This is a genomic window from Pseudomonas sp. FP818 (assembly GCF_030687335.1).
Classification (GTDB): Bacteria; Pseudomonadota; Gammaproteobacteria; order Pseudomonadales; family Pseudomonadaceae; genus Aquipseudomonas; species Aquipseudomonas shahriarae.
The window spans coordinates 3310477-3326487 of the sequence record NZ_CP117427.1 but is presented as its reverse complement, the minus strand read 5'-3'; the positions used below and the strand labels follow the sequence as shown (position 1 = coordinate 3326487).

Below are 16011 nucleotides of genomic sequence, written 5' to 3'. Positions count from 1 at the left end.
AGTTTCCGAGACTATTCAATAGCCTGCACAGGTCGCTAACTTGGGGGTATGCCGTACTGGAGTAGAGCGCACTTTTAGACAGGCGTTGCCCGGCCGCTAAACTTGCGTGTCTCGCACCGTGTTCAGGGTCCCGAAAAATAAGGTTACTGAATATGTCGGAGACGCCTACTCCCAATAGAACCCTTTATCCGCTCTGAAGGCCTCATCCTGGCAGGTGGCGCAGCGGTCGCGCAATCGCTCATCTCCTGCGCAATCATCGCCGGCAGGATGCCCATAAATATTTGTAACTTATGTGCTTTGGCGATAGCACCTGCGCTATGCATTCAGCGAATGCCGCTCCTGCCGGTATTGCCAATATGACGGCCAGCCGTTGCGCAGCAGTTATTGCAACTCTTGGCGTAGATTAGACGTGGCGCTTGATCCTTGTATCGGGATGTGATGTGGTGGGCCACACAGAAAGACGACTGTCCTTTGTCATTTAGGGCGCTCGCAACTTTAGTTCTTTTGAGCATTTCGAGGTTTCATGCAAATCGAGTTACAGGAGATTAGCGACCACCTCTATCGTTTCGCTCCATTTGATACGCTACCAAAGGAAACGGTAGACGCCATCGCCCGGCGGGTAGAAGTGAGTTATTTCAAGGCCGGCAGTGACATCCTTGAAGCGGGCGCAATCATTCATGACTTGCACTATGTCCGTAGCGGTGCGGTGGAGATTTACCGGCGCAATGGCGAACTCTATAACCGACTTGTCGAAGGCGACCTCTTCGGTCAGGCCGGTTTGTTGCGCAGTAACAAGGTGCGTTTTCCCGCCAGAGCCTTGGAAGATAGCCTGATCTATTACATACCCGCCAATATCTTCGCTGAACTGTGCGCACAGCATGATGCTTTCGCCGACTTCGTTGAAGCTGAGGGGCATTCCAGGCTCAAGACTGCCGTAGAGGCGCAGGGGCGGGCGAGTGAGCTTATTCAGCTCAAATGCCGAGGCCTTATCTCTCGGCCCTTGGTGTGGGTCACGTCGGATACCTGTGTCGGCGACGCGGCAAAAATCATGACAGAGCAAAGTGTTTCTTGCGTTCTGGTGATGTCATCAGCGGGCTTGCAGGCGGCTGAAATCCAAGGGATTGTGACCGATCGGGACCTTCGCACACGCGTTGTCGCGGAAGGCCGAAACGCTGACGAAACGTCTGCCCGAGACATCATGACGGCCGAGCCGGTAGCGATAGGCGCAGACGACTCAGTGTTTGAAGCGATGCTGGTGATGTTGCGCCGTAATATTCACCATCTGCCGGTGGTCCATCTTGGCCATCCGATCGGGCTGATCAACTTGTCGGATATCATCCGCTACGAGTCACACAGCAGTTTGTACCTGGTAAACAGAATCTCTAACCAGACGTCGGTCGACGGTTTGAAATCGCTTTTGCGTGACCTGCGCGGAACCTACATCCGCATGGTGCGTGATGGCGCGACGGCGCACATGATTGGCAGCGCGATTTCTGGTATTGGCCGAGCCTTTACCCAACGTTTGCTGGAGCTCGCAGAGAAAAAGCTGGGGCCGCCTCCGGTGCCTTACTGCTTTATGGTGCTGGGCTCCATGGCACGTGATGAGCAGCTATTGGTGACGGACCAGGACAACGCCCTGGTGCTCGACGACCGCTTCGATCCGATCCAGCACGATGCATACTTCCGCGCGTTGGCGACGTTTGTGAGTGATGGCCTGGCCGCGTGCGGTTACAGCTATTGCAAAGGCCGGATCATGGCGACGAACGATCAGTGGCGTCAGCCGCTGAAGGTATGGCGAAGTTATTTTGATCAGTGGATCGAAAAGCCTAATCCGACGACGTTGCTCAATAGTTGTATTTTTTTCGATCTGGATGGTGTGTTTGGCGAACTCGAGCTTGTTCAGGAACTTAAGGTTCTGTGTGCTCGAAAATCCAGCGCACATCCTGTTTTTCTAAGTGCCATGGCTCGAATTGCCCTTAACCGGACACCGCCATTGGGCTTTTTCCGGACCTTTGTGGTTGAGACAGATGGGCAGCATAAACGGATTATCAACCTCAAGGGGCGAGGCACTGCACCGCTGACTGATCTGATCCGTATCCACGCGCTCGCGTGTGGCAGTACCGCGCAGAATTCATTTGATCGCATGGATGCCATCGCGAACAGCAACGTCATTCCGCCTGAAGCATTAAAGCAACTCCGATACGCGCTGGAGTTCCTGTCGATGGTGCGAATTCGACATCAGGTTGACGCACTGGAGCAGGGAGCTGCGCTTAATAATTACATTGAGCCTGAGCGCTTTTCCAATAGTGAGCGGCATAACCTCAAAGAGGCGTTTCAAGTCTTGAGTAATGGCCAGAATTTCTTGCGCTTCCGTTATCCCTCCAAGGGTCGCCTGTCCTCATGAACCACGTGAAAGCGCAGCCCAATCATAAAATGCTGGAGTGGTCCGCGCGGTTTGAGACGCTGGCAGGCGAGGCCGTTAACAGCCGCTTGCGACAGTTCTATCAAGCCGGCGCGGTCTCGGCACAGGCATCCATTGAAAGCGTGCAATTGCTGGCCTTGGACGTAGAAACCACCGGCCTTGATGCACAGGCTGACAGTATTGTGAGCATCGGCGTCATGCCGTTCACGCTGCAGCGCATTTATTGTGGGAGTTCGCTTTACTGGGTGATAAAGCCAGCGTCCGAGCTGAAGGAAAAGTCAGTGACGTTTCATCACATAACCCATGCTGAAATTTCAGATGCTCCCACCTTTGAGCGGGTGCTGGCGCCATTGCTGGAGGCCATGGCAGGTAAGGTGATGGTCGTCCATTACCGGAATATTGAGCGGGCCTTTCTGGATCAGGCAGTGCGTAGCCATTTAGGGGAGGGGTTTGAGTTTCCGGTCATCGATACGATGCAGTTAGAAGCCCGTCTACACCGGCGAAAACGCGGGTGGTTCGCCCGACTTATGGGGCGCTCACAACCGTCCATAAGGCTGGCGGATAGCCGAGCGCGCCTTGGCCTTCCGGCTTATCACGCTCACCATGCATTAACCGATGCCCTGGCGACGGCAGAACTGTTGCAGGCGCAAGTAGCGACTCATTACTCAACGTCCACGCCTGTTGGCGAGTTATGGAACTGAGTCGCCGCTTGAAAGTGAAACGCTTGCGGCTGTCTGACGGACCTTCCTGAGGCCTCCGCTTGGGCCGATGGATCTCGCTTTGAGATGCATTTGGGTGTTGGGCCTGCCGTCATTATCCGCCTTGAGCAAATGGGCATTGACTCGCTAGCGGTACTCAGGGTGACGCCATCTGCGCAGACGATGGCGTCACGGGGGGGGGGCTGCGCGCTGACAGCGGCAGCCTATTTGCTAGCGAGGCTCAGACATCAGTCCTTTCACGAGGGATATGCACCCCAGCATTAATACGATTGCGAAAGGCAACCCTGTAGACACTGCCATTGCCTGCAATGCCACAAGACCGCCGCCCAGCAGGAGAGCAATAGCAATAACGCCCTCGATCACTGCCCAGAACACACGTTGAGGCACCGGCGCATCCACCTTGCCGCCGGCGGTGATTGTGTCGATTACCAAGGAGCCTGAGTCCGAGGAGGTAATAAAGAACACAATGACCAGAACGATGCCCAGGAATGAGGTGATCTCTTTAAGCGGCAACTCCCCCAGCATGGCAAACAACTTCAGTTCCAGCACAGCGTCCTTGACGCCCATCAGGCCCTGTAAGGTCGTTTGGTCAATGGCCGTTCCACCGAACGTTGTCATCCACAGCACAGACACCACTGAGGGGACGAGCAAGACCGAAATCAGAAACTCTCTGACCGTTCGACCACGACTGACGCGGGCGATAAACATCCCTACAAACGGCGACCAACTGATCCACCACGCCCAGTAGAAGGCTGTCCAGCCTTGGGTGAATTGAGTGTCAGTGCGGCCGAATGGATTTGACAGCGCCGGCAGGTATTCAACATACGTCACCAGGTTACTGAAGAACCCGGTGAAGATGGCCAGGGTCGGCCCCACTACGATGATAAATACCAGTAAGAGAAACGCGAGTCCCATATTGATCTGGGAAAGCATTTTGACGCCCTTGTCCAAACCGGAAAGGACTGACCACAGCGCGATCAAGGTGATGCCAACGATCAGGACAACTTTGCTGAGATTTGTCGATTGTATCCCGAAGAGATATTCAATCCCCGCAGCAGCCTGTTCTGCGCCAATGCCCAGAGAGGTCGCCAACCCAAATAGTGTGGCGAATACCGCGAGAATATCGATGAGATGCCCCGGCCATCCCCAAACGCGCTCACCCAGTAACGGATAGAAAATTGAGCGTATCGACAGCGGTAAGCCCTTGTTGTAAGAAAACAATGCCAGGGACAACGCCACAATTGCATAGATCGCCCAGGGATGAAGTCCCCAGTGAAAGATCGTAGCGGCCATGGCCAAGTCGGCGGATGCTTTCATATCGCCTGCTGCACCGCCCAACGGTGCCCAGTCCGTACGCACTCCGCTCGCATCGACGGTCACGCCTCCCATGGATGCCGCGTAATGCGACATGGGTTCGGCTACGCCATAAAACATCAACCCAATGCCCATGCCCGCGGCAAACAGCATTGAAAACCATCCGACGTAGGAGTGGTCTGGTTTGGCATCTCTGCCGCCCAAACGCACCTTTCCCAGCGGGGAGAAAATCAGCGCAATGCACAGCACCACAAAAACATTCGCAATGCTCATGAAGAGCCAGGCGAGGTGGCTGGTTAACCAGTTCCGGATGGCGCTGAAGAGGGGCTCTACTTCATTTTGCAGTGCCAATGTCAAAATCACGAACAGTAAAATTGTGGCAGCTGAAATGATGAATACTTTGCCGTGGATATCGAGCGAGAATGAAAACTCTCCCTTGATATTGTCTTGACCGATGACGTAGTCAGTGTCGATCAGATTGGCAGCCCCACTAGGCGCAGGAATACCGTCCTCACTGGGGACGTTTGGGGTGTTCGGTCGATCATCCGTAGGCTTTTCAACCATAAGAATCTCCTTGTTGTTGGCACGTCTTAACGTGTAGTTGTGATTATCCCCGCTGTTCCTATGGTAAAACGAGATGTAAGCGCGTTTATCCTAACAAGCTTTGAGAATAAAACCGGCAAAACTTGCCTATTGCACAGCCCTTCGATCGAATAGTTCACAACCACATGACTTGATTTTGGGCTTCAATCTGTTCGATTGAGTGCAATGAACAGGTTTGCGCGGGCCAGATCAATGCCCCATCAGCTTATGTATCCCGTCCGGTTTGGCGTGAGCGCCAAAGCGTTCCACGATCGTGAAAGTTGCCCGCTTCATACCGATGAGGTTTACGTGAAGTCCTTCGCGACGCCGCTTCAGTACGGGTAGCCCACCGTGCGTGGCTCCCGGTCATCCTTGATTAAAATCGCAAGTTTTCAGCGTCGTGCGAAATGCTGTTGGGGCGTTAGAAATGTGTGGTGGAAATAATTTCGAAATGCGTGCATCGCCGAGCTGAATTCACGTTCGCGATGCCACGCCAGGCCGACGCTCATGGGGGTCACCTGATCGGAGATGGTCAGGGTTTCAATGCGCTTTCCTTCCAGCGACCAGGGGCGGTGTACCAGGTCTGAGAGGATCGCAACGCCGTTACCATTGGCTACCATGCTGCGCACCGCCTCGACGGAACTGGTGCGCACTTTGACGTCCGGCTGAAAGTTTGCGAGTTCCCAGTAACGCATTGCACTTTGTTCGGCTTCGTCGACGGTCAGGAGAATGTAGGGCTCTTGCGCCACATCGGCGAGGCTCACGGCCGAGCGCTCGCAAAGGGCATGGCCGCTGGGCAGCCATAGCCGGCGCTCGGAGTTGAAGAGCGTCTCCGAGACGATGTCCGGGTGGGTCAGGTTCGCGGTGAGCACCACTGCCATGTCGAATCGACCTTCCAACAGACCCTGCTCGATGGCCGTGCGTTCTTGTTCGTGCACTTCGATGGCCACGTCCGGATGCCAGTGCTCAAGTCGTTGCAGGTGGTGCGGCAAGAAGTAACCGATCACCGTGTAGCTTGCCGCCAAGCGCAATACACCACTGGCGCGGATGTCCGGCAACGGGCTGTTCAACGCATCATCGACGCTGCGCAAAATCACGTAGGCCCGATTCAAAAAGTGCCGCCCGGCATCGGTCAGGCTCATGCCCTGGGCCGAGCGCTGGAACAACAGTGTACCGAGGATGCCTTCCAGCTCCTTGATCGCCGTGGTCACGGCCGATTGGGAAATATTTAACTGAATCGCCGCTTGAGAAATTTGCCCGATCTCGGCGGTGGCGACGAAATAGCGAATCTGGCGCAGGGTCAGTGACATAGGCTCTCCTGGTGAGCGCGTATCTGTTTTTCAGAAGACAGCCTATCTGATAATAGATCTTCCCAAGGGGGAGAGGAGGAATCTAACGTGGCCTGCAAGAAGTCACAAGCGTTGGGAGCAAGCGTCATGCAGGCAGTAGATTTCAACTCGGACATGGGCGAAGGGTTTGGCCCTTGGACCATCGGCGATGGCGTCGACAATGAGCTGATGGGCTTTATCAGTTCGGCCAACATCGCCACCGGTTTTCATGCTGGCGACCCCAGTACCATGCGACGTACCGTCGAGCATGCCAAGCGTTTGGGTGTGGCTATCGGCGCGCATCCGGGGTTTCGCGACCTGGTTGGTTTTGGCCGTCGGCACATCAATGCGCCGGCCCAGGAACTGGTCGATGACATGCTCTATCAGTTAGGCGCCTTGCGTGAACTAGCCAGGGTTCAGGGCGTAGCCTTGCAACACATCAAGCCCCACGGCGCGCTCTACATGCACCTGGCCCGGGACGAAGAGGCTGCGCTTTTGCTGGTGGAGAACCTCCAGCGTCTGGAGCCGGAGTTGCTGCTGTATTGCATGCCCGGTTCCGTGATCTGGCGGATTGCCACGGACCTTGGCCAACCGGTGATTCGCGAGTTCTACGCCGACCGCGAATACGACCTCAGCGGCTCCATCGTCTTCACTCGCAACGTGCGGGCTTACGACCCGATCCAGGTCGCCGAGCGAGTGCTGCGTGCTTGCCAACTGGGCGTGGTGCGTACCGTCGAGGGCGAAGACCTGGCGATTGAATTCGATTCCATCTGTTTGCACAGCGATACGCCGGGCGCCTTGGCGTTGGTCGAAGCAACGCGTCGTGCCCTCGATGACGCGTGTATAGAGGTCCGATCACCGCACTGAGACCGAATAAAAATACTTGGCACACACACGTCTGGGTTTGCCCACCCAGGTACTTTTTTGCCTGCCTTTCTACAACTATTCCAAGAGGAACAGACATGGCCGAACACAGTGTAATCACCCCGTTGCCGGGGTCCTTCTACCGCAAAGCGACTCCGGAATCGGCGAACTACGTCGAAGTGGGCGCTCAGGTCAGCGCCGATACGGTGATTGGCCTGATTGAGGTCATGAAGCAGTTCTCCGAACTGACCGCCGGGACGGCTGGTCGTCTCAGCGCATTCCTGGTAGAAGACGGTGATCCGGTGGAGCCGGGTCAAGTCATCGCAACACTCGACGTCGAGTGAGGGCGCGATCATGACCCAAGGTATTCATAAATTACTGATCGCCAACCGTGGCGAGATCGCGGTGCGGATTATTCGTGCCGCCAAGGCGCTCGGGATTCCCACCGTGGCGGCGTGCAGCGAGGCGGACGTCGACTCCCTGGCGGCGCGCATGGCCGATGAAGTGCACATTCTCGGCCCGGCCCGTGCTGACAAAAGTTACCTGAACGTAGAAGCCTTGCTCGGTGCCTTGACATCCACGGGCGCCAACGCAGTGCATCCCGGTTATGGCTTTCTGTCAGAGAACGCCGATTTCGCTGAAGCAGTCGTGTCTGCCGGTGCCATTTTCGTCGGCCCGAGCGCGGAGACGATCCGGCGCATGGGCGATAAAGCTGAGGCTCGGCGCACGGCGCAAGCCGCTGGCGTACCGGTGGTGCCGGGTTCGCCGGGTGAACTGTTCGACGTTGAATCGGCGCTCAAGGCTGCCGAATCCGTTGGTTTCCCGCTGCTGATCAAAGCTTCGGCCGGTGGCGGCGGGCGCGGTATTCGGCTGGCGGAAAATGCCGAGCAATTGAGTGAAGAGTTCCCCCGTTCCCAGCGCGAAGCCCAAGCGGCGTTTGGCAATGGAGCGGTGTACCTGGAGCGGTTTATCAGTAGGGCCCGGCATATTGAAGTGCAGGTACTGGGCGACGGTCATCACGCCGTGCATTTGTTCGAGCGCGAATGCTCGTTGCAACGGCGCCGGCAGAAAATCTTTGAGGAGGCGCCGTCGCCAGCCCTCAGCCAGCAGCAACGAGAGACCCTCTGCGAAAGCGCCGTGCGTCTGACCGAATCTTTGGGCTACAAGGGCGCCGGTACTCTGGAGTACCTGTATGACGACGCCACTGGGGAGTTCTTCTTTATCGAGATGAACACGCGGATTCAAGTGGAGCACCCGGTCAGTGAACTGATCACCGGCATCGATTTGGTCCAGGCCATGTTACGCATCGCAGGCGGCGAGCCGCTCGGCTTCAAGCAGAGCGACATCCGACTCAACGGCGCGGCCTTGCAAATGCGCCTGAACGCCGAAGACCCGGCGCGGGATTTCTTCCCGAGTCCAGGCCTGGTCGAGGAGCTGATCTGGCCGAACGGCGAGGGCATTCGCGTCGATACGCATCTGTATCCAGGCTATCGCGTGCCGCCGTACTACGACTCGCTGCTGGCCAAACTGATTGTTCACGGCGCGGATCGCGCTGAAGCCCTAGGCCGAGCGCGAGTCGCGGTGGCAAACACCACGCTTACCGGCATGGCCAACACCTTGGCGTTGCACGGCGAATTGCTGGAACAACCCTGGTTGCACAACGCCGACTTTCACACGGGCACGCTGGAAACCTGGTTGGCCGAGCGCGGCAATGGAGGCGAATCATGAGTACTCCCGTCCGCTACAGCTTTGGCGCTGATGAACATTTGTTTGCCGAAGTCAGTGACAGCATGTCCTTGGACGCCTTCTTCAAAGGACTGGCCATCACCCGCGCCGTGGAACGGTTGGCTCTGGATGGTGTGCTCGATATCTGCCTGGCTAACGCATCATTCCAGATTCGTTTCGACCCGGATCGCATCGCCCCTCACACCTTGCTCGAAGCGGTACAAATCGCCGAGACCGGGGCCGTCGCGGAGCGCACGTTGCAGACGCGGATCATCGAGATCCCCGTGCTCTACAACGATCCCTGGACCCACGAAACCCTGATGCGTTTTCGCGACCGCCATCAAGACCCGAGCGCCACGGACCTGGAATACGCCGCACGCATCAACGGCCTGGCCGACGTCGATGCATTCATCGCGGCCCACAGTTGCGCACCGTGGTTTGTCTCGATGGTGGGCTTCGTTGCCGGGTTGCCGTTCATGTTCCAGATGGTTGAGCGTGAGCGCCAGTTGCAAGTGCCTAAATACCTGCGCCCACGCACCGACACGCCAAAATTGACCCTTGGCCACGGCGGTTGCTTTGGATGCATTTACTCAGTGCGCGGCGCCGGCGGCTATCAGATGTTTGGCGTTACGCCCGCGCCGATCTACGACCCGCAACAGAACCTTGCGTACCTGAAAGAACACATGGTGTTTTTCCGTCCAGGCGACATTGTGCAGTTCAAACCGATGGACCGCGAAGCCTACGACCACGCGGTCGCCGAAGTGGAAGCCGGTTGCTTCGAGCTGCGGATTCGACCAGTCGAGTTTTCGCTGGACGCGTTCCTTGCCGATCCTGTCGGCTATCCCAAGTCGCTGCAGGAGGTATTGGCATGATTAAGGTCCTCAAACCCGGCCTCGCCACTTCTGTGCAGGACCTAGGCCGCGAAGGGTATTACCACTTGGGCATTCCGCCGTCCGGCGCGCTTGATCAATACGCCTTGAGCGTGGCCAATCAATTGGTCGGCAACCCCGCAGGAGCGGCGGCGCTGGAGTGCACCTTGCTGGGCCCTGAGTTGGAGTTTCAGCAGGATGCACTGGTGGCGGTCAGTGGCGCGCACATGACGCCACGGGTCGATGGCGTGGAAATGCACCACGACACCGCGTTCACGGTGAAGGCCGGGCAAGTGCTGCGCTTTGACTTTCCCAAGGCCGGTGCCCGCACTTATGTGGCGGTGGCCGGCGGCATTGATGTACCGGTGGTGCTCGGCAGTCGATCCACCTACGCGCTCGGTGCGCTCGGCGGTTTTCAAGGGCGACGGCTGAATGCGGGGGACGAATTGCCGGTCGGTATCGCCAGTGGCAAGGGGCTCGCCGGGGCCAGTTTGCCCATGGCGTTACGGCAAGCATTGGGGGGCGAAATCACCCTGCGGGTAGTGCCCGGTTTGTACTACCACCGTTTGACCGAATCGGCGGCGCAGAGCTTTTTCGCCGAACCGTGGACGGTCGGTTCGGAAGCGGACCGCATCGGCTATCGCTTCAAGGGTGGCAGCGCGCTGAGCTTTCAGCCCCGCGAGCGGCCATTCGGCGCCGGTTCCGATCCGTCGAACATCGTCGACAGTTGCTACCCGATCGGCTCGATCCAGGTGCCCGCCGGGCTTGAACCCATTGTGTTGCACCGTGATGCGGTGTCCGGTGGCGGCTACGCGATGATTGGCACAGTGATTAGCGCCGACCTCGATTTGATCGGCCAGATGCAACCCAACCAGAAAGCCCGCTTTGTTGCGGTGACCCTCGAAGAGGCGCTGGAGGCACGACGATCCTATAAGAAAAAACTCAGCTGCCTGAACAAGCTGTTCCCTTCCTGATCCTGCCCGCCGCATAGCGCGGGCCATGCCAAACGGTATGCCAACGCCGTACTTCGGTGCGGTGACGGCTGCCCGCGCTTCAACCTTTGACTGGTTTTGGAGTTCACGCATATGGCTGCTTTATCGCAATCGAATCAAACCGGGCAAGACCCGGCCCATCAGCCCGTCCCGACCGAAGCACGCATGGGGCGATTATCCCTGACTATGGCTTGGTGGGCGGTGTGCAGTGCGATGTTTTACATCGTCGTGGGTGCGTCATTGGCGTTGTCGTTCGGTACGCGCAATGCGCTGATCGGCATGGTCCTGTCGGTGATCAGCTATGGACTGATCAACAGCGTGCTCAGCCGCTTTGCGATTCGCAGCGGTCTGTCGGTGGCGTTGTTTTCACGACTACTGTTCGGCAGCACTGGGGCGTGTCTGGCGACGCTGATTTTCTTCTCGACCGCGATCTATTACGCAGTGTTTGAAGGTTCGGTGATCGCCGTGGCGCTCAACCACCTCTATCCGCAATTGGCCTATCCGCTTGCCGCACTGGTAGTGGTGCTCTACAGCGTGCCGCTGATACTGGGTAGCGTGCAGCACTGGCTGGACAAGCTCAACGGCGTGTTGCTCCCGGTGTACCTCGCAGGTTTGCTGGTGGCGGTGGGGCTATCGATCAGCCGGTATGGCTACCAGCCTCAATGGCTGGATTTCGGCCCGGCAACGCCGAGTGCATTCGGCTGGTGGGATTGCTTTGTCGCTTACATGGGCGTCTGGGTGCTGATGCTGTTCACCTTTGACTACGCACGTTTTGGCAAGCCTGAAGACGCCGAATACCACGGTCGCTGGAACTTTGGCATGCCATTCTACGCGGTGACGTTTCTGCTCAACGGCGCGGCGGGGATCTATCTGGTGAGTAGCATTCCCCATGAAGGTGCGCTGAGCGAAGTGTCAGTAGTGATGGCGATTCTGCAGTTGATGGGCCTGTGGGGGTTGCTGTTCGTCTGGGCTACGCAAACCCGGATCAACACCGCCAATTACTACTTGGCGACGCTGAATATGCAGGCGTTCTTCGGGCGTTTTGGCGCGCGCGGTTCATACCTGATGTGGGCAATAGTGGTCGGTGTGATCGTCTATGGGTTGATGCTGGCGGATGTGTTTGCCTACCTCCTCAAAGCGTTGGCGTATCAGGGGATTTTCGTGGTGGCCTGGGTCGGCGTGGCGTTGGCCAAGATCCTCTGCGAGCACAGTGATGTGAAGGCGCTTGAGCGGGTGGCAGCCTTCAATCCGGTGGGTTTGACCGCATGGTTTGGGGCTACAGCACTGGGACTGGCGTTGATGTTTGCAGGCGGTGAGCTGAGCCGCTTTTCCGCCCCCTCTACCGTGATCGTTGCGTTTGCATTGCAGGCAGGCTTGTCCCGCCTAAGCCATTCACGGTGGAGTGGACTGCCCCCGGCATCGTAGACATCTCCAGCCTATGCTGGACTGCCCCCGGCATCGTAGACATCTCCAGCCTATGCTTTGAGCATAGGAGGAAGTTTATGAGCACCCAACGATTCACGCCGGAATTCAAGGCAGAAGCCGTGAGGCAAGTTATTGAACGCGGATACTCCGTTGCGGAAACAGCCGAGCGCCTCGGCGTTTCGACCCACAGCCTCTACAAATGGGTCAAAGCCGTGACGCCTGACAAAACCGAGAAACAGGCCAGCGAGTTGCTCGAAGCCAAAAGTGAGATTTTGCGGCTGCGAGCCCAAATGCGACGCTTGGAAGAAGAGCGCGACATATTAAAAAAAGCAGCGCGGTACTTCGCCAGGGAACCCGAGTGAAATACCGCTTTATGAACGAGCATCGGCATCAATACGCGATCACTACGCTGTGCCGGGTTTTGCAAGTTGCTCGTGCCGGGTTCTATCAATGGCTACACAAGCCTGTTTCTGACCGCGAAAAAGAGAATGGTCGGCTGTTAGGGCTGATCCGCGACTCCTATGCGGCCAGTCGAGGTGTGTATGGCGCACGGCGGGTGTTTGCTGACTTGCGCGAGGCTGGAGAAAGTTGCGGCAAGCACCGTGTCGCGGCACTGATGCGCACCAATAAAATCAAGGCGCTCAGAGGATATAAAGCCCCGCGCGCAATCAAAGGCAGACCATCGATCATTGCCCCCAATCGACTTAACCGGGCCTTCACTGTCGATGCCCCTAATAAGGCTTGGGTGACCGATATCACTTACATCCGAACGTGGCAGGGATGGCTATATCTGGCTGTCGTACTGGATCTCTACGCTCGCAAGGTGGTCGGCTGGTCAATGAAGCCAACGCTAGGCAAGGAGCTGGCGCTGGACGCGCTGCTCATGGCGGTATGGCGCCGTAAACCCAAAACCAGAGTCATCGTGCATTCGGACCAGGGTAGCCAATATGGTAGCGATGACTGGAAACGTTTTTGTCTGGCCAACCACCTCGAGCCGAGTATGAGCCGCCGAGGAAACTGCTGGGACAATGCCGTGGCTGAGTCTTTTTTCAGTAGCCTGAAAAAAGAACGCATCCGCAAGAGGATCTACAAAACCCGGGACATGGCCCGTGCCGACGTATTCGATTACATTGAGGCGTTTTACAACCGAACGCGTCGTCACAGTCACCTGGGCGGCGTCAGTCCTGAGGCCTTTGAAAGTGCCTCACTTTGAGGCTGGAAAATGTCTACGGAAGCGGGGGTAGTCCAATCGGATTGCTGCCGGAGCCCGGCGAGTCATTTGCTGAACATCTCGCCCTGAGTCCAACCTTCAGAAGGCTGGAAGCAGGGCGCTTTCAGATGCAGCCGTCCGGTAGGCCAAGATTACACCCTTGCAACATTGACGGCCGGTCTCTGGTGGTGACGGCTTCACGCGGGCGTTGTTGGCACGTGCATGAGTACTTCCTCGGTCGTTCACTGTAGCAACCCGATATGTCACATCAGTGAGAAGTGCCGAGTAAATTCAGCGCAAATCACTGTTGCAACACTTCGAGGCTCTATCATGCTGACCCGTTGTTTTATCCCCTTTCTATTTCTTTTGGTTTCTTGTATTGCCGGACAAACCCACGGCAGGGATCTGGCTGAAGGACTGACCGAACAGGACCCGTCTGTGGCGTTGCAGAACCACGACCTGCGCTATGGGCTGTGGTCCGGCATTGGACTTATGAAAAATGCAATCGGGCAAAGCTGCAATGCGGTTCTGCTGGATACTCGCGACCGGCAGAATAAAACCGTTGGCCCCGCCTATGTATTGACGAGTGGGCATTGTGTTTACTTCAGCTACGGCACGGCTTCTATCAACCAAACCGTAGAGGCGAGCATCACCTTCAACTATTTCCACGATACTCCCGCGCAACACCGGAAATTTCGCATCAAAACAGCGCATTGGAGCAGTATGGTCGGCACTGATCTGGCGGTTCTGGAGCTTGATGCGCCATTGGCTGCCCTCATTGCAGAGGGGGTCATGCCACTCAAGCTCGCGGCTCATCAGCACACTGGAGAGCGGGAGGTCATCAATGTCGGATCCCCGACCGGGTTTCGCCAAAAAGGCTTACGCATGAGTGCGTGCAAGGAAACGGCAACAAATAGCTTTGTCGAGCATCCCGGTGTATTTCCTGGCGCCATGAAAAACCGTTGCCAAGACCTTCAGTACGGAAGCTCCGGGAGCCCGATGCTCGATCGGGGTACCAACGAAATTACTGGCATTGTCAGCAAGGTCGCTGCTGTCATCAAAAAGGACATCCTCAGCAACTGTCTGAATACCTCCGCGTGTGAAGCGGCCAAGTTTAACTATAGCTATCCAGCGAACGACCTTCATCATTGTTTTGTCGATGGCCAGTTCTTGAATAACACGCGGGACTGCCAACTGAAATCCGTCGAACTCGTCCTTGAAGAGCCTTGGAAACTCAACCCCTACGTGCATTTGCAGCAGGGTGTGAACGGGCTCAGTATTTGGCCCACGTGGAACATCAGATTCTCGGTCAACGATCCCTACTATCGATTCAAGGCCGTGCGCGAGGTCAGGGAGTGTCGATCTCCCAGCGACTATCACAACGCCGTAGCGTCAACGGATGGTTACATCAACCAGGCGATCGGGCCGGCGCTGGGGGCCCATGTGTTGTGCATCATTGGGATACAAAACCGCAGCGAGCCCCTGACGCCAGCCTTGCTCCACAATGTTTTCACACACTCCGTATTTTTGACCGCCCCAACGCCGACACCGCAGATCAGCCTGAGCTACAACGTCAACTGGGACGACCAAACCACAGACTTCACCCATCACTACTTCTACGTGGATGCTTCAGAACGGGCTTTGTGCCAAGACATCGACGACGTCCGCTATGCATTGGCCAACGGCAGCAACCCTTACCAGGTGTCACAGCTCCCCATCACATTGTGCAGCTATGCCCGCAACCTTGCTGGTCAGCCGTCCGCCGTCCGTACGGATGTAATCGAAATATCAAGGTATCTCCCTCCCCAGCAAACGGTGAAGCCATCACCGTCACTACGCTAAGAGCTCATCGGTGACGATAAAAACGTCCCCGCTTGTTCACAAGGAGTGTCAGTGGGACGTTTACCGCGTAAACGCCTTAAGCCACTGGCCATGCCATGGCACACCGACTGCCCGGCGCGAATCCGTGCTGGTACTCCTCGCTCAATACGGCCGCTAGCCTCTGATCCAGGTCTGCGGTGGCTTTGATCTGGAATCCCAGGCGGGCATAAAAGGGGGCGTTCCATGGCACGCTCGTGAATGTCGTGAGCGTTACGAAACTCAGTCTGTTGGCGCGGGCATAGTCCTTTGCGGCCTCAACCAGACGCCGCCCCCAACCTTGTCCCTGCACCGCGTGCATCACGGATAACTCATAGATGTGTAAGTCATTGCCGTGGCGCGCAGCGCTGAGAAAACCTTGCGGCCGGTTTTCGGCGTCCAGGGCGACCCAGCAGGTCGAGAGCGCGATACGTTGGCGATGTTGCTCAACGGACATCGGGGGTGATTCAGCCAGCCAACTCAACCCATCAATCATGCGGAAGGCTTGAGCTGCGGAAATTTCGATGGCAGGCAGGCGTTGCGCATCTTCCGGTACAGCAACGCGAATAATCGCCGGCATGGGTCGCCCTTGGTGAGGTGAGACTGAACTGGAAAAACCAGCGTTCGAGGGGTGAAGATATCATGCACTCAGAGCCTCAGGCTCAGTGGTTTTGATGGCAGTCGAACTCATCAGAGGCCGGTCT

The 16011-nt window shown here is 56.9% G+C and carries 13 protein-coding genes; 10 read left to right on the top strand and 3 right to left on the bottom strand.

Annotated elements, in window-relative coordinates; genetic code table 11:
- The first annotated feature begins 523 nt into the window (after window positions 1-523).
- Window positions 524-2404: a DUF294 nucleotidyltransferase-like domain-containing protein gene (locus PSH80_RS14810; protein ID WP_305417292.1), complete on the top strand. Its 1881-nt coding sequence runs from the start codon at window positions 524-526 to the stop codon at window positions 2402-2404.
- A complete protein-coding gene (locus PSH80_RS14805; protein ID WP_057959267.1) occupies window positions 2401-3123 on the top strand; it encodes a 3'-5' exonuclease in 723 nt (240 codons plus the stop codon). The genes PSH80_RS14810 and PSH80_RS14805 overlap by 4 nt, the downstream gene beginning before the upstream one ends.
- A gap of 228 nt (window positions 3124-3351) precedes the next feature.
- Here PSH80_RS14805 and PSH80_RS14800 read toward each other — a convergent pair whose 3' ends face one another.
- Both PSH80_RS14800 and PSH80_RS14795 read right to left on the bottom strand, forming a co-directional pair.
- On the bottom strand, window positions 3352-5019 hold the full coding sequence (locus PSH80_RS14800) for a BCCT family transporter (RefSeq protein ID WP_057959268.1): 1668 nt from the start codon (window positions 5017-5019) through the stop codon (window positions 3352-3354).
- 410 nt (window positions 5020-5429) lie between these two features.
- Window positions 5430-6347 (bottom strand): LysR family transcriptional regulator, encoded by a 918-nt coding sequence (locus PSH80_RS14795; protein WP_057440882.1) that lies wholly within the window; start codon window positions 6345-6347, stop codon window positions 5430-5432.
- Between the two features lie 126 nt (window positions 6348-6473).
- On the opposite strand from PSH80_RS14795, the gene PSH80_RS14790 reads away from it, so the two are divergent.
- The 8 genes from PSH80_RS14790 to PSH80_RS14755 all read left to right on the top strand — a co-directional run bounded on the left by PSH80_RS14790 (window position 6474) and on the right by PSH80_RS14755 (window position 15292).
- Window positions 6474-7232 (top strand): 5-oxoprolinase subunit PxpA, encoded by a 759-nt coding sequence (locus tag PSH80_RS14790; RefSeq protein ID WP_057959269.1) that lies wholly within the window; start codon window positions 6474-6476, stop codon window positions 7230-7232.
- Between the two features lie 95 nt (window positions 7233-7327).
- Window positions 7328-7573, top strand: coding sequence for an acetyl-CoA carboxylase (locus tag PSH80_RS14785; protein ID WP_057440886.1), 246 nt, complete (start codon window positions 7328-7330; stop codon window positions 7571-7573).
- A 10-nt stretch (window positions 7574-7583) separates the two neighbouring features.
- Entirely contained in the window at window positions 7584-8957 is a 1374-nt protein-coding gene (locus tag PSH80_RS14780; protein WP_057959270.1) for an acetyl-CoA carboxylase biotin carboxylase subunit, read from the top strand.
- On the top strand, window positions 8954-9826 hold the full coding sequence (locus PSH80_RS14775; protein WP_305417289.1) for an allophanate hydrolase subunit 1: 873 nt from the start codon (window positions 8954-8956) through the stop codon (window positions 9824-9826). The genes PSH80_RS14780 and PSH80_RS14775 overlap by 4 nt, the downstream gene beginning before the upstream one ends.
- On the top strand, window positions 9823-10797 hold the full coding sequence (locus PSH80_RS14770) for a biotin-dependent carboxyltransferase family protein (protein WP_216312054.1): 975 nt from the start codon (window positions 9823-9825) through the stop codon (window positions 10795-10797). Before PSH80_RS14775 ends, PSH80_RS14770 begins: the two co-directional genes overlap by 4 nt.
- 231 nt (window positions 10798-11028) lie before the next feature.
- Entirely contained in the window at window positions 11029-12240 is a 1212-nt protein-coding gene (locus PSH80_RS14765; RefSeq protein ID WP_370693701.1) for a cytosine permease, read from the top strand.
- A gap of 77 nt (window positions 12241-12317) precedes the next feature.
- Window positions 12318-13453 (top strand): IS3 family transposase gene (locus PSH80_RS14760; RefSeq protein WP_216312731.1). Its coding sequence is split into 2 segments (ribosomal slippage): window positions 12318-12570 and window positions 12570-13453, totalling 1137 coding nucleotides; the frame shifts between segments, so codons are not numbered across the junction.
- Between the two features lie 327 nt (window positions 13454-13780).
- Window positions 13781-15292, top strand: coding sequence for a serine protease (locus tag PSH80_RS14755; RefSeq protein WP_120733383.1), 1512 nt, complete (start codon window positions 13781-13783; stop codon window positions 15290-15292).
- Window positions 15293-15368: 76 nt separating this feature from the next.
- Here PSH80_RS14755 and PSH80_RS14750 read toward each other — a convergent pair whose 3' ends face one another.
- Complete coding sequence (locus tag PSH80_RS14750; protein ID WP_120733381.1) at window positions 15369-15887, bottom strand: GNAT family N-acetyltransferase; 519 nt, start codon at window positions 15885-15887, stop codon at window positions 15369-15371.
- Window positions 15888-16011: the final 124 nt, after the last annotated feature.

Bases quoted from the DNA above. Each gene is read 5' to 3' on its own strand.
- PSH80_RS14790 (WP_057959269.1), top strand. From the start codon at position 6,474: ATGCAGGCAGTAGATTTCAACTCGGACATGGGCGAAGGGTTTGGCCCT.
- PSH80_RS14765 (WP_370693701.1), top strand. From the start codon at position 11,029: ATGTTTTACATCGTCGTGGGTGCGTCATTGGCGTTGTCGTTCGGTACG.
- PSH80_RS14805 (WP_057959267.1), top strand. From the start codon at position 2,401: ATGAACCACGTGAAAGCGCAGCCCAATCATAAAATGCTGGAGTGGTCC.
- PSH80_RS14775 (WP_305417289.1), top strand. From the start codon at position 8,954: ATGAGTACTCCCGTCCGCTACAGCTTTGGCGCTGATGAACATTTGTTT.
- PSH80_RS14785 (WP_057440886.1), top strand. From the start codon at position 7,328: ATGGCCGAACACAGTGTAATCACCCCGTTGCCGGGGTCCTTCTACCGC.
- PSH80_RS14795 (WP_057440882.1), bottom strand. From the start codon at position 6,347: ATGTCACTGACCCTGCGCCAGATTCGCTATTTCGTCGCCACCGCCGAG.
- PSH80_RS14750 (WP_120733381.1), bottom strand. From the start codon at position 15,887: ATGCCGGCGATTATTCGCGTTGCTGTACCGGAAGATGCGCAACGCCTG.
- PSH80_RS14810 (WP_305417292.1), top strand. From the start codon at position 524: ATGCAAATCGAGTTACAGGAGATTAGCGACCACCTCTATCGTTTCGCT.
- PSH80_RS14755 (WP_120733383.1), top strand. From the start codon at position 13,781: ATGCTGACCCGTTGTTTTATCCCCTTTCTATTTCTTTTGGTTTCTTGT.
- PSH80_RS14780 (WP_057959270.1), top strand. From the start codon at position 7,584: ATGACCCAAGGTATTCATAAATTACTGATCGCCAACCGTGGCGAGATC.
- PSH80_RS14800 (WP_057959268.1), bottom strand. From the start codon at position 5,019: ATGGTTGAAAAGCCTACGGATGATCGACCGAACACCCCAAACGTCCCC.
- PSH80_RS14770 (WP_216312054.1), top strand. From the start codon at position 9,823: ATGATTAAGGTCCTCAAACCCGGCCTCGCCACTTCTGTGCAGGACCTA.